Genomic DNA, 13,407 nt, shown 5'->3' with positions numbered 1-13,407 from the left:
CAATGCTTATTTGCCGGTCCTTCTCTTCTCTGCTTCCGGATAACGGTCGCCGACAATTTGAATGCTGGCGATTTCTTCATTGATCTGCAGCATCTCCCGCTCCGTAAAGACGATTTCAGCAGATGCGGCATTTTCTGAAATTCGGCTGACAGTTGTCGTCCCCGGAATGGGCACAATAAAGGGCTTCTGGGACAGAATCCATGCAAGTGCTATTTGGGCAGGGGTTGCATGCTTCTGTTCGGCCACTTTATTCAAAAAATCGACGATCGTTTGATTCGCCTCCATGGCATCCTTGGCAAACCGGGGAAGCTCCCCTCGGTTGTCATTCTCGGAAAAAGAGGCATTCTTGTCTATTTTTCCGGTGAGAAATCCCCGTCCAAGAGGACTGTAGGCAACCAAGCCAATGCCCAATTGTTCGAGCGCGGGGAAAATGCTGTTCTCTACTTCCCGCCACCAGATTGAATACTCGCTCTCTACTGCCGCCAGCGGCTCAACGCCGTGGGCGCGGCGGATGGTTTCCGCACTCGCCTCCGACAACCCCCAATGGAGGATCTTCCCGTCTTTTTTCAGCTGCTGCATCGTCAGCGCCACTTCTTCAATGGGTACATTCGGATCTACACGATGGATATAATAGAGATCGATGTAATCCGTACGCAATCGTTTCAAAGACCCTTCGACCGAGGAGATGATGGATTCCGGCCGGCTGTCAGGCTCATTGGACGTACCCGTAATCTTAAAGCCGCCTTTTGTCGCTATCTGCACCTTGCTTCGATGGCCTGCAAGCGCTTCGCCGACAAGCTCTTCATTGGTGTAAGGCCCATAAACCTCAGCGGTATCATACATGGTAATGCCGGCATCGATAGCGGAATGCACGACACGAATCATTTCGCTGCGATCTTTTGCCGGACCCCGATGATAGTTCAATCCCATGCATCCAAATCCAAGCACGGAGGTTTCCAAACCGCTGGTTCCCAATTTTCTTTTCTTCATCCGATCTCTTTCCTTCCTTATTTGAATTTGTATATCAAGTCTTCGAACTTGCTTGAAAACAGGAAGCTTAAAGCATAAATCCCCTTCGAAAAGAATCCTAAACGTCTTTCATTAAACCATATAAGTTGTTTATTCAACTTATGTCTATTATTATAGGAGCATGGAAGCGGAATACAAGGGTTAAATCAAACGGATTTGTCGAGTTCACAACAGATATTCCCGTTTTGTTTATTAAATTGACTGCACAGGGAGAATAGACAGATGGCAAAAGTAGATCGAAGAATTTTGAAAACGCAGGACTCGTTGAAAAAAGCGGTTATAGAACTGATGGCGGTTAAAAACTTCGATGCCATCACCATTCAGGATATTGCCGATCGGGCCAACGTGAACCGAGGCACCATCTATCTTCATTATCAGGATAAATATGATCTCTTGGATAAAGTCATTGAAGCACACATCGATGAATTAAAGGAAATCGATACATGGGCCTGCAAGCTGGATTGGGCCGATGCTCTGGTGCCTTATTTTGAGTACTTCGAGAAGAATTATTTGCTCTTTTCAACGATGCTAGCCGGCAAAGAAGCCCCCTCTTCGTTTAGAACCCGTCTTCTTGATTCTTTTATGGAAGGATTCAAGGGTGAAATCGAACACGAAAGCGGAAAAAACAAGGATTTAAACGAAGATGTGATGCTGCAGTATGCCGGTACTGCTTATGTCGGGGTTATTGAATGGTGGATCCGCAATAAAATGCCCTATCCGCCGCAAGTCATGGCCAAGCAAGTCGGAGCCTTGCTGGAAAGAAGCCTATAGCCGATCGGATTGGAATCCTGCTGGTTGACCGATGCGGTTTCTTAGGAGGATAAATATCAGGCTCAAGCTCAAAAACAGGAATCCACCCGCGATTACAGCCTGCGTACCCATGCCTGTGATCAGCCATCCTCCTGCAGTTGTCCCGATGGTAACTCCGATGTTCCCGGATGCCAAAAACAGTCCATTTGAGAATTCGGGGGCTTCAGGAGCTGCAGATGCAATGCAGTATTGCGAAATATTGTTTCCTACAGCCACTGCGATTCCAAAGACAAACATAATGAGGGCCATAGGTACGGCAAGCCTTCCCATCATAATGAACAGAAGGTAGACAGCTCCCAATACGAAAGGAAAAGATACGACCGATTTGGCGGTGCTTTTTGTAAGCAGCCTGCCAGCCAAGATGTTGCCTATTATACTTGCCCCTCCGAATACGAATAACATGAAGCTGATCGCTTTCCCCGGTATATGGGTAATGGCTGCAAGATAGACGGCAAGGTAGCTGCTGACTCCATACATGGCGGCATTTATAAAAATGACGGCCGCAATGGACAGCCAAGTAAAGGACCGTTTCAATGCATTCAGCTGAGACCCATAGGAGAGCTTTTCCTCAACAGGCATGGAGGGCACAAATAGGATCGCAATAAATGCAATAACATTCACGATCGTAAAATACAGCATGGCCATTTCAATTGAAGCTGAACTGGCTATATAGCTGGAGATTGGCGATCCAAGCACCATTCCCCCCGTTACGCCCATGAATACGATTGAAATTGCCTTTTGCGCTTCTTCCTTGGGAACGGATGCTGCTGCTGCCGTTAATGCTATCGAGACATAGACAGGATGCAAAAAGGCTGGAATAATACGGGCAAGCAATAAAACGGAAAAGCTTGAAGCTAATAGGGAGACAATGTTGCCAAGAACGAAAGTGCCCAGTACAAGCAGCAGTACTTTTTTGCGATTGAAGCCCGAAAACAGCAGCGGAACAATCGGTCCGGATATGGCAACGGCAAGTGCAAAAAGACTTACTAGCAGCCCTGCCTTTGATATACTTACATGAAAGTGGTCCGCAATCGAAGGCAAAATGCCGACGATGCCCATTTCCGTATTTAAGATGCCGAAAACGCCTATCGTCAATAAAATCAATACCAACTGATTTTTTCTAGCCATGAGTTTGTCTCCTTCTTTCAGCAACCAAACAGTTATCCAACACATGAACAATTATCGATTTTAATTGCTTTATAAACATATGTTCATTATAGTAGCCGGGCATTCAAATACAATGAATAAAACACCGGATTATGTTGAGAATTCAACATCAAGCTGGAAGGAGTCGTTTATCCGAGAAAGCATGGTGGATCGTACCCCTGGCAAAAGTGGATGGCGAAATCGGCCGGATTTGTTGGCCAAGCATGGGTGAGGACTATGAATGCAATAAAAAAACAGCCGGTCAAAATGACCGACTGCTCTTATGGATTGCATTCATGGCGATACCGCTTTGAGAATTGCCGCTGCTGCACGCTGCCGATGACGGCCACCCCGAGCGCAGATCCTAACCGGTTCTGCCCTTGGAACAGCATCCTATCAAAAACAGCTGCACCGAAAGTGTTTTACTCTCCAGCTTCTCCGATCAGCTGCAGCTCGATTTGCTTCATCTCGTACAAATAGCCCTTCTGCTCCATCAATTCCGCAAAAGTACCCGTTTCCACGATTCTGCCTTGGTCCAGAACGACAATACGGTCCATCGCCTCTAAACCGGCAAGCCGATGACAGATCAGGAGAAGCGTATCGTCCGCAGCCTGTTCGAAGAGATGCCTCATGACGCGCTGTTCGGTTACATCGTCCAGCGATGACGTCGGTTCGTCCAGAAGCCACAACCGGCCTTTGCGGAGCATCGCCCGCGCCAGAGCAAGCCGCTGCTTCTCTCCATCCGACAGATTCTCCCCTTTTTCAACTACCCTATCGGTCAGCGATACATGCTGCAAGTGCATCTTGGCGAGCATATCCGTCAATTGCCCGTCTTCATAGCCGTCTCCATCCAGCAGCAGGTTGTCCCGGATCGTGCCCCGAAAGAAATGGCCTTGCTGCAGCACGACATTCGCCCCTTGCCAAATGCCCGTCTCCTCCAGTTCCGTCAGCGGAACGCCGCCCATCTTTATCTCGCCGGCCGTCGGCGGACGCAGCTTCAGCAGCATGTCGACGATCGTAGACTTTCCCGATCCGCTCGGCCCGACAATGGCCGTTTTGGACCCGGGCGGAAAATGCAGGGAAATATCCCTCAGCGCAGGCCGCCGCTCCCCTTCATAGTAAAACGAAACGGCCGACAGCTCCATTGAAACGGCATGAGCGGCAGACAACGACCGGCATGGCTGCGCTGCGGGCTCAGCTGGCGGCTTCAGCGTCTCCGTGAGCCGTCCGGCCGCATGCTCGCTATCCTGCTTATAGGCGGGCAATACCGACATGGCCGCCGCTTCTTCAAACACGGTGAGCGAGGCCATCACCAGCATCGCCAGGAAAACGCCGGCAAGCGATCCATTCTGGATCAAATAGGCCCCGAGCGCCAGCACGCCCCAAGTAATCAGATACGTAACAAAAGCATGCATGAGCTGGCCGCGCAGCAAATGTCCCGCCGCTCGCCGCTGCTCGGCTGCCAGGGCAGCGGAAGCTTCCTGAAGCTGCTGCTCCCTCTGCGCCAATTGTCCGTACAGCTTCAAATCCCGGAAGCCGTACAAGACTTCCGTTACTTCCGCCGATAACAACGCCCGCTGCCGGCGGACGCGTCCATGGATCCTCCGCTGGCCCAGCAAGACGATTCCCGGTACCGCCAATGCCGTCGCCAGCATTCCGATCACGAACAGACACGCCATCCAGAAGGAAAAGGCCGAGGTGAACAGCATCGTGGCCAAAAAAACCATGACGACAATGATCGGCGGGTAAGCGACCCGCAAAAAATAATGCTGCAGGCTTTCCACGTCCCCGACGATCCGGGAAAGCAGGTCGCCGCTGCGGGTTTTGTTCAGCAAACCGGGCGTCAAAGGAATAAGCTTGGCAAAGTAGGAGGTTCGCAGCCGGCTCAGCATGGAGAACGTCGCCCGGTGGGAATACAGCCGTTCAGCGTACCGGCTTGCCGCCCTGATGAGGCCGAGCAGCTTGACCAGCGAGGTGAGGACGATCAGCGTATACAGCGGCGGTGCAAATACCGTCTGCGAGATCAGATATCCGCTTGCAGAAAAGAGGCCTACGCCTGCAATGCCGGCGATAAAACCGCCTAGAATCGAAAGGAAGATATCCTTGCGCTCCTGAATCATCGCCTTGGACAGAATAGCCAGCCCGCTCATACCGCCATGCCCCCTTTTCGTTGGACGCGAACCATCTCGGCATACGGTGGGAGCCGCTTCAGAAGCTCTTCATGGCTTCCGGAATCCACCACCGCTCCATTTTCAATGAACAGCAGCTTGTCGGCATCCCGAATCGTATGCAATCGGTGAGCAACCGTAATCATCGTCGCTGTTTCGGCCAGCGCCGCTATCGAGCGCTGCAGGATACGCTCGGTATGCAGATCCAGCCCTACGGTAGGTTCGTCGAACAAAATAAGCGCGGGCCGCTTTAAAAAGGCCCTTGCCAAGGCAAGCCGCTGCTTTTCCCCGCCGGACAGCCCTCTGCCTCCTTCTCCCACCAGCGTATCGAAGCCCTGCTCGAACTGGGCGGCAACCGCAGCAAGTCCGGCTTCCTTCGCCGCCTGCTCTATTTCGGTCCTGGATACGCTGCGCCCGGCTCCAATCGCAATGTTTTCAGCAAATGTGCCGGCGAAAATATACGGATGCTGCGTAATATAGCTGACATGCTTGAACCAAGAGGCCTCATCATATTCGACAAGAGGACATCCGTTTACCAGAATCTCCCCGGATGCCGGGTGCAACAAGCCGGACAGGAGATTCAGCAGCGTCGTTTTGCCGGAGCCGCTTTTGCCGACAATGGCGGTGTGCTCTCCCGGGCCGATCGCGATTCGGCCTGTCTTGATCTCAAAAGATTCCGGCGCATAGCTGAATCGGACATGGCTCAGCTCAAGAGCCGGCGGCAGAGCCGATCCAACCGCAGGAGCTGCGCGGCATCCGTCCTTACTCGCCATCGCCTGGGTTCCGGCTGTCGCGGCGGCCCCCTCCCCGCTATCGGCCAGACCGCTTCTGCTGCTTGCCCCCGCAAGCATCTCGTCGACCTTGCGCACCGCTCCCATGCTCGTTCGGCCGCTGTGAAAAGCCGTTCCCGTATTTTTCAGCAGGCTGTAATACTCCGGAACGAGCAGCAGCAAAAAGAAAGCGGTGTGGAAAGCAAGAGAGTCGAAAACGAGCAGCTGAAGGGCCAGCTCCAATGCGACAATGCCGATGCTCAGCATGACGATCGACTCCAGCATGAAGGTGTTCGTAAACGCGATCTGCAGAATGCCCATCGTGGCATCCCGGTAGCCGATGCTGCTGCGTTCGATTTCCTGCTGCTGGCGGCGAGTCCGTCCAAACAGCTTCAATGTGACGAGTCCTTGCAGGGAATCCAGGAATGTACCGGAAAATTCGGCCAGCTGCTCATATTTCTGCTCCGATTTGGCCTTCGTCTTCAGTCCAACCAGAATCATGAATAGCGGAATGAACGGAGCGGTAAGCAGCATGATGAAGCCGGTATTTGCATGCTGGAAAAACGCAACGGCTAAAATCATGAGCGGGATCATGGCCGCTTCCATCATCCGCGGCATGTACTGGCTGAAATAGCTGTCCGCCTCGTCCACGGCATCCAGTGCGATGCTGACCTTGCCTCCTGTCTGGCCGGAAAGGGCCGACGGCATGTCAGCATGGGTCAAATGACGCAGCACCGCTGCCCGCATGTTCCGCTTGGCGTCGGCGGCCATAAGCAGGCCGATCTTGCCGTTCCCATACGACAACAGGGTACGCGCGGCCATCGCGGCCAGCAGCGTGACGAGCAGCAGGACAACCGATGAAAAGGAGGCTCTCTCCACAAAAATCCGTTGGACGGCTTCCGCGAGCAATGCGGCCTGGCTGATTATAGCTGCGCCAAGCGCCAGCGAGAGGACGGCAAGGAGAACCATGTTTTTTCTTTGCGCAGACATTTGCTGTGACATCAGGCTCGTTTTCCGCTTCACACCATTCTCCTCCTTGATCTAAGGCCTGTAAGGATGTGAACCATTGGGTTTATTTCTTCCCTTTGACATAATCCGCATCGAACAGGAACAGCTTGAAGACAAGAGCCAGCGAAGGAATCAGCAGGCACAGGCCTCCAATGAAAGCGACGACAAGCGCAAATCCCATCGACGGCGAGGTAGCGCCGCCTTGAATCGTGATGTACGGGTCGAGGATATACGGGTAATGCCCGATTCCATAAGCGAAAAAGGCGGAGAAAAATTGCAGCATGATGCATATGAAAGCCAGACCGTACCGGCGTCCTTGATATAAAAGCCACATAGCGACCATGAAAAAGGCAACGGAAAGCCCGAGCAGCCACCATAAATCCATCATGTTTTGAAAATGCCGCTCATTATGCTGGCCCAAAAAAATAAACGCCGTCAATGCGGTAATGATCGTCGGGGTGCTCCAAAACAGGGCATAGGTCCGCAGCAGCTTCAGAGCGGAATGATCCTCTGCGCGCGAGGCGTAAAAGGCCAGAAAAGAGCTGCTGATGAACAAGACGGACACGATCGCCAGGCCGACGATGCTCCAGGACAACGGATTTGTGAACAGCGCCCAGTAATCCAGAGAAACGGCGTCCGCCTCCTTCAAGATAAAGCCGCCTTCTGACACGGTCAGAGCCACCGACAATGAAGCCGGAATCAGCAGCCCCGTCGCTCCGTACAGAAACAGATAAATGATGTTCGTTTTGGAGCCATAGTTTTCAAAGGCGTAAAACGAGCCTCGAATGGCGAGCAGGATGACGGCGATGCTTCCCGGTACAAGCAGCGCGGAGCCGTAATAATAGGCCGTATCGGGGAAAAAGCCGACGATGCCGATATAGAAAAAGACAAAAAATACGTTTGTAATTTCCCAAACCGGAGATAAATATCGGGAAATGAGACGATTCATGACGTGATCCTGCTTGGTCGATCGAGCATAAAAGGCAAAAAAGCCCGCTCCGAAATCAATGGAGGCAACGATCAGATAGCCGTACAGAAACAGCCACAGCACCGAGATGCCCATCAGCTCGTAACTGATCATGCCCTCTCGCCCCCTTCCTTGGATGAATCCCGCTTTTCTTTCATCCATGTCTCCATCTCCGCTTCCGCCGGCTTATGATGGAACAATCGGCGCAGCACGAGCACGCATACGACGGCTAAGGCGATGTACAACAAGAGGAAAAGGAAAAACAGCAATCGTACGCTTGGCGATGTCGTGGCTGCTTCTTCGACACGCATATACCCTCGAATAATCCATGGCTGCCTCCCGAGCTCCGCATACAGCCAGCCGAACTCCACGGCCAGAAATGACAGCGGCGCGGTCAGCGCCAGGATGCGGAGCAGCCACTTGTTGAGCTCGTTGCGTTTTTTCCAGAATACGAACAAGAAATACAAGCAGGCTATTGCCAGCAGCGCGAATCCGATTCCGGCCATGAAATCGAACAAGTAATGAACGAGAAGCGGCGGACGCTCATCCAAAGGGAATTCCTCGAGGCCTTTCACCTCGGCATTAAAGTCTCCGAAAGCGAGGAAGCTGAGAAGCTTCGGCAGATGAATGGCTCCGATGATTTCATGCTCCGCGTTGAGCCATCCCATCAGGATCAGATCCGCGCCTTTTTCCGTCTCGAAATGCCACTCTGCCGCTGCCAGCTTCTCCGGCTGATGCTCGGCCAAAAACTTGGCCGATACATCTCCGGCCAGCGTGTTGAGAAGGCCGAACAGCAGGACAGCCGCCATGCTGAGGTTCAAGGCTTTTTTGTGATAGGCGCTCCTGCCTTTTCTAAGCATCGTAAAAGCTGCGATGCCGGCCAATAGGGCGGCTCCAGTCAGGTAGGCCGAGCTTAAGACGTGGAAAACCTTGGAGAACGTCGCCGTATTCAGCATCGCCTGCACCGGATCGACCGCCGTGAAGTGCCCCGCTTCCATGACGAAGCCTCCGGGCTGGTTCATGAATCCGTTCACCGTTGTAATGAATACAGCGGACATGCCTGCCCCGGCGACGATCGGAATCGTAAGCAGCCAGTGGATATACGGATTTTTGAACCGATCCCATGTGTACAAATAGATGCCGAGGAAGATCGCTTCAAAAAAGAATGCGAACACTTCCATGAAGAGCGGAAGAGCGATGACATTGCCGGCCAGCTTCATGAAATGGGGCCAAACCAGCGCCAGCTGCAGGGAAATCGCCGTGCCGGTTACGACACCGACAGCGACCGAAATGATGAATCCTCGCGACCATCTTTTGGCCATCAGGATGTAGTGAGGATCCTTCTTGCGGATTCCGATGAACTCTGCGATTGCGATCATCAACGGGATGCCGACGCCAATCGTCGCAAAAATGGCGTGGAACCCCAACGTCATGCCCGTCACCATCTTGCTCCAAAATACCGTGTCTACTGCCAACCTTTATCGCCTCCGAGTATGAGAATATTTTCACAAAGTATGAAGCGAACAAACGCTTCCATCCTTTCCTTGCTTTTATCTCTGTTTGCTGCAGGGAATTGACAGCCTTGGCGACCGACCGGCGGGAACCGTGGATGAAAAGCTGTCCAAAGACGACTGGCCATGCAGGATTAAATTCATTGTACCGTTGTCTGGCTGCAATTCAATGCCTGTCATTTCTTCGACCTTAAACGTTCAACAAAGGATCAACTCTTTCCGACAACTGCGTGAAAAATGAAAAAACCGCTCGATCGGGCTATTGATTCGACCGCTGACATATGCTGATGCCAGCCTGTTCGGAGCGTTGAAACCGGACGAAAAAAACGCCGTGGAGGATATCCTCCACGGTTTCTCGAACCGACAGGCCAGGCACCGTCCTTCCTCGTTCACGCCGGATTCATCTCGGTTCCGAGGGCATTCTCTTCGATCTCAAAGCCCAGGTCTTCAATCATTTGATAGTCGGCCATCGCCTCCTGACCTGCCGTCGTCAAATAGTCGCCTACGAAAATCGAATTGGCCGCATATAGGGAAAACGGCTGAAGGGAACGCAGATTCAACTCGCGGCCGCCCGCGATGCGGATTTCCTTGGAGGGGCACAGGAAGCGGAACAATGCCAGCACCTTGAGAGCCTTCATGGCCGGCGTCAGCTGCGAGCCTTCGAGAGGCGTCCCCGGAATGGGGTTCAGGAAATTGATCGGAATCGAATCCGCATCCAGCTCTCTAAGGGCATAAGCCATTTCCACTATCTCTTTGTTTGTCTCGCCCATGCCGACAATGACTCCCGAGCAAGGAGACATTCCGCTCCGCTTCGCCGCAAGGATTGTCTCGATCCGCTGATCGTAGGTATGTGTCGACGTAATGGACGGAAAGTTTCCTTTGCTTGTGTTCAGATTGTGGTTGTACCGGTGAACCCCTGCATCCGCCAGCTTTTCCGCCTGTCCTTCCTTCAGGATGCCGAGGCAGACGCAGATTTTGAGCGGCAGCGTTTCCCGTATTTCTTTGACCGCTTCGACAACCTGCCCGATCTCCTTATCGGTCGGACCTTTTCCCGATGCCACGATACAATAAGTGCCGGCCTTGCGCTGCATCGCCTCGCGCGCGCCGGCAAGCAGCGTGTCCTTGTCCAGCAGCTTGTATTTTTCGATCGGGGCCGCCGATACGATCGATTGCGAGCAGTAACCGCAGTCCTCCGGACAGAGGCCGCTCTTGGCATTGATGATCATGTTGAGCTTGACCTTCGTTCCGTAAAAATGCTTGCGCACCGTGAAAGCCGCCTGCAGAATCGATAGGATCTCATCATTCCCCGCCTCCAGAAGGGCAAGTCCTTCCTCCAGCGTCAGGCATTCTCCGTTCAACGCTTTTTCCGCAAATCGGTTCCAATCCTTTTTCTCGGTCCTAGCCATCCGCTTTGATCACCCTGTTCGTATCCTTCTATTGTTAACCTTAATTAAAAGGTATGTGGTTAACAATGATCCAGGCCATTGTATCAGTGGACCGGCAGCCTGTAAAGGAAATGTTAACCTGTCATAACATTTTTAAGTTAACACAAATGGCCGATGCGTTCCCTCCCAAAAGAAGCTGCAGCCGAAATGACCCCTTCGAGTCATGTTGAATAGGTTCCGGTTCCCTATACTTATGAAGGTCGATAAGGACCTAATTGAATGGGGGTTGTTCATACAGATGAAGATGGAGCCTGAGCTGCAGACATCGACGGGCAGCATCCGGACGGGCGGCAATCGCGGCTTGCTTCCCGCCCTGTATCAAACCGTCTGGAGATGGCATTTCTATGCCGGAATCATCTTTGCGCCGTTTCTCATCCTTCTTGCTTTCAGCGGATCCATGTACCTGTTCAAGCCGCAAATCGAAGGTTATCTCTACAAGGATCTGCTCACCGTTCGGGAAGTCGGCGCTTCCAGGCTTTCGCCCGATCAGCTTTCGGCAGCCGTCAAGCAGCAGCATCCGGGCCTGAGCATCCAGTCCATTACCCTGCCTGATGATGCGAAGTCGACGGTAACGTTTTCGGTCATGAATGAAGGGGCGCAGGCCGTTCTTTATGCCGATCCCTATGACGGAAAAGTGTACGGGATGATGAACGCCGAGAAAACCTTCTCCTCCTTCTTCAAAAAGATGCACAGCCAGCTGCTTCTGAGCGGAACGCTGCCGAACCGTCTTGTGGAAATGGCCGCTTGCTGGGGAATCGTTCTCACGGTTACAGGGCTCTATTTATGGTGGCCGCGGGGCCGATTCAGCATCTGGGGAACGGTGCTGCCCAGGCTCGGCAAGCGGGGGAGCCGTCCATTCTGGCGTGATCTGCATGCCGTACCCGCATTCTGGCTGTCCCTGTTCATTCTCATCCTGATTGCGACCGGACTCCCTTGGTCAGGCGTCCTTGGCGGACAGATCGATCGGGCGGCCAACGCCACCAATACCAATACACCTCCCTACGCATACCTTTTTTCGGGGCAGCCGGAATCCATTACCGTCGCCAAGGATATTGCGGACAATATTCCATGGGCGGCCGAAAATACGCCCGTGCCGAATTCCATCTCGGGCGGTTATGTAAGGCTGTCTATGAACGAAATCGCCGCCATTGCGGAGCGTCAACATGTCCTTAAGCCTTATACGATAACCATGCCGAGGGGTGACTCCGGCGTATACAGCGTATCTACCGATCATGTAAAGCCGGGAAAAGAAGTCACTCTGCATGTGGACCCATACAGCGGCGCCGTCCTTACCGATGTCCGCTACCAGGACTTCGGTGTTATGGCAAAGCTGATCACCCTGGGCATCGCTTTTCATGAAGGCAGGCTGTTCGGCCTGGCCAATCAGATCATCGGACTAGTGACATGCCTCGGCCTTGTGCTTATTTCGGCCGGATCCTATGTCATGTGGCGCAAGCGAAAGCCTTCAGGCACATTAGGCGCCCCCCGCAAGCCCAAGGATAAACGCGTCATGATCGGCGTTCTGGCCATCATGGCTGTACTAGGCATCCTTATGCCGCTCGTCGGCCTCTCCATATTGGCCATCTTGATTGTCGACCTTGTACTCATTTCTCGGATCCCGGCTCTGCGCCGCTGGCTCTCTTCCTAGGAGGAATCGCAGTTGAAAAGAAAAAAACGCATAGCTGGAATGATGATCGCGGCGAGTTCCCTCCTGTTCAGCGGCTGCACGGCCGATATGTCCGGACGAGATGCCAACGGCTTTATTCCTCATCTTAGCGTGGATATGAAAGTGCCTACTGACCTAAAGCTGGGCATGGACAAGACGTTTTCCATCCAGGTCGAAGAAAACGGCAAGCCGTACGAAGGCTTTTACAAAGCCCAGTTCCAATTCTGGCCGGAGGACGGCTCCTCCCCTCCTCTCACCGTTCCGGGCGTGATGTCCTCTCCGGGTTGTTATACGGCTTCACCTGCTTTCGATAAGGAAGGGGTTTACAGGGTGAAATTCAGCGGTATATCAGCGGAATATGAGATTATGCCGGCAAAGCGCTTTGCGATCGGCGCACAGGCCTCCAAGCATTTGACCGAGCTTGAAAAGCAAGAAAACGATGCCCCCTCCACCCCTGCTGCCGGCGGGCATCATCACGGACAGAAAGAATTCAGAACGAGGTCATGGAAGGAGCGAACTCAATCATGAAATGGTTCATGGGGATTGTCCTTCTTCTAGCGGCTGTGCTGGCTGTCTATTTGCTCTCGTTCCGCCTGCCTGAACCGCAGCGGACGGCAGTCCAGGAAAACGCGGCATTTCCGAGCACGCCCGCAGATGCGGCAGCTGCGGCAACCATCTACAAGTCCAGCTGCCTTCCATGCCATGGAGGCAATCTCCAAGGAGGCATGGGGCCTTCCCTGAAGACGATCGGAAGCAGCTGGAGCAAAGAGCAGCTATTCCGGCAGATCAGTCAAGGAGGCGGCGGCATGCCCGGCTTCAAATCCAAGCTGGAGGAGAACGATATCGTCAACCTCACTCTATGGCTGTCTGAACAGAAGTAGGGGGAT

The 13,407-nt window shown here is 53.0% G+C and carries 11 protein-coding genes; 4 read left to right on the top strand and 7 right to left on the bottom strand.

The features are described 5' to 3' along the window. Nucleotides 1-6: 6 nt before the first annotated feature. A complete protein-coding gene (locus tag VE23_RS03935) occupies nucleotides 7-990 on the bottom strand; it encodes an aldo/keto reductase (RefSeq protein WP_049867341.1) in 984 nt (327 codons plus the stop codon). A 261-nt stretch (nucleotides 991-1,251) separates the two neighbouring features. On the opposite strand from VE23_RS03935, the gene VE23_RS03930 reads away from it, so the two are divergent. After that, nucleotides 1,252-1,800: a TetR/AcrR family transcriptional regulator gene (locus VE23_RS03930; protein ID WP_049867340.1), complete on the top strand. Its 549-nt coding sequence runs from the start codon at nucleotides 1,252-1,254 to the stop codon at nucleotides 1,798-1,800. Here VE23_RS03930 and VE23_RS03925 read toward each other — a convergent pair. The 6 genes from VE23_RS03925 to bioB form a co-directional block, all read right to left on the bottom strand. Further along, nucleotides 1,795-2,967, bottom strand: coding sequence for an MFS transporter (locus VE23_RS03925; RefSeq protein ID WP_049867339.1), 1,173 nt, complete (start codon nucleotides 2,965-2,967; stop codon nucleotides 1,795-1,797). The genes VE23_RS03930 and VE23_RS03925 overlap by 6 nt on opposite strands. 440 nt (nucleotides 2,968-3,407) lie before the next feature. Further along, on the bottom strand, nucleotides 3,408-5,135 hold the full coding sequence (cydC, locus tag VE23_RS03920; RefSeq protein WP_049867338.1) for a thiol reductant ABC exporter subunit CydC: 1,728 nt from the start codon (nucleotides 5,133-5,135) through the stop codon (nucleotides 3,408-3,410). Next, nucleotides 5,132-6,946 carry a thiol reductant ABC exporter subunit CydD gene (cydD, locus tag VE23_RS03915; RefSeq protein WP_049867337.1) on the bottom strand — a complete coding sequence of 605 codons (1,815 nt, stop codon included), beginning with the start codon at nucleotides 6,944-6,946 and terminating at the stop codon, nucleotides 5,132-5,134. The genes cydC and cydD overlap by 4 nt, the downstream gene beginning before the upstream one ends. Nucleotides 6,947-6,995: 49 nt before the next feature. Then, a complete protein-coding gene (locus VE23_RS03910; RefSeq protein ID WP_048748511.1) occupies nucleotides 6,996-8,012 on the bottom strand; it encodes a cytochrome d ubiquinol oxidase subunit II in 1,017 nt (338 codons plus the stop codon). Then, on the bottom strand, nucleotides 8,009-9,373 hold the full coding sequence (locus VE23_RS03905) for a cytochrome ubiquinol oxidase subunit I (protein ID WP_021879632.1): 1,365 nt from the start codon (nucleotides 9,371-9,373) through the stop codon (nucleotides 8,009-8,011). The genes VE23_RS03910 and VE23_RS03905 overlap by 4 nt, the downstream gene beginning before the upstream one ends. Before the next feature lie 425 nt (nucleotides 9,374-9,798). After that, nucleotides 9,799-10,815, bottom strand: coding sequence for a biotin synthase BioB (bioB, locus tag VE23_RS03900; protein ID WP_021879631.1), 1,017 nt, complete (start codon nucleotides 10,813-10,815; stop codon nucleotides 9,799-9,801). 277 nt (nucleotides 10,816-11,092) lie between these two features. Here bioB and VE23_RS03895 point away from each other — a divergent pair, with 277 nt between their 5' ends. The 3 genes from VE23_RS03895 to VE23_RS03885 are packed head-to-tail and all read left to right on the top strand — an operon-like array spanning nucleotide 11,093 to nucleotide 13,401. Next, complete coding sequence (locus VE23_RS03895) at nucleotides 11,093-12,502, top strand: PepSY-associated TM helix domain-containing protein (RefSeq protein ID WP_084781264.1); 1,410 nt, start codon at nucleotides 11,093-11,095, stop codon at nucleotides 12,500-12,502. A 12-nt stretch (nucleotides 12,503-12,514) separates the two neighbouring features. Continuing rightward, a complete protein-coding gene (locus VE23_RS03890) occupies nucleotides 12,515-13,048 on the top strand; it encodes a hypothetical protein (protein WP_049867336.1) in 534 nt (177 codons plus the stop codon). Continuing rightward, a complete protein-coding gene (locus VE23_RS03885; RefSeq protein WP_049867335.1) occupies nucleotides 13,045-13,401 on the top strand; it encodes a c-type cytochrome in 357 nt (118 codons plus the stop codon). The genes VE23_RS03890 and VE23_RS03885 overlap by 4 nt, the downstream gene beginning before the upstream one ends. The last annotated feature ends 6 nt before the right edge of the window (nucleotides 13,402-13,407 follow it).

The organism is Paenibacillus sp. D9 (assembly GCF_001188365.1).
GTDB lineage: Bacteria > Bacillota > Bacilli > Paenibacillales > Paenibacillaceae > Paenibacillus_O > Paenibacillus_O humicus.
The sequence above is the reverse complement of the archived record's forward strand: the minus strand, read 5'-3'. Positions and strand labels throughout refer to the sequence as shown.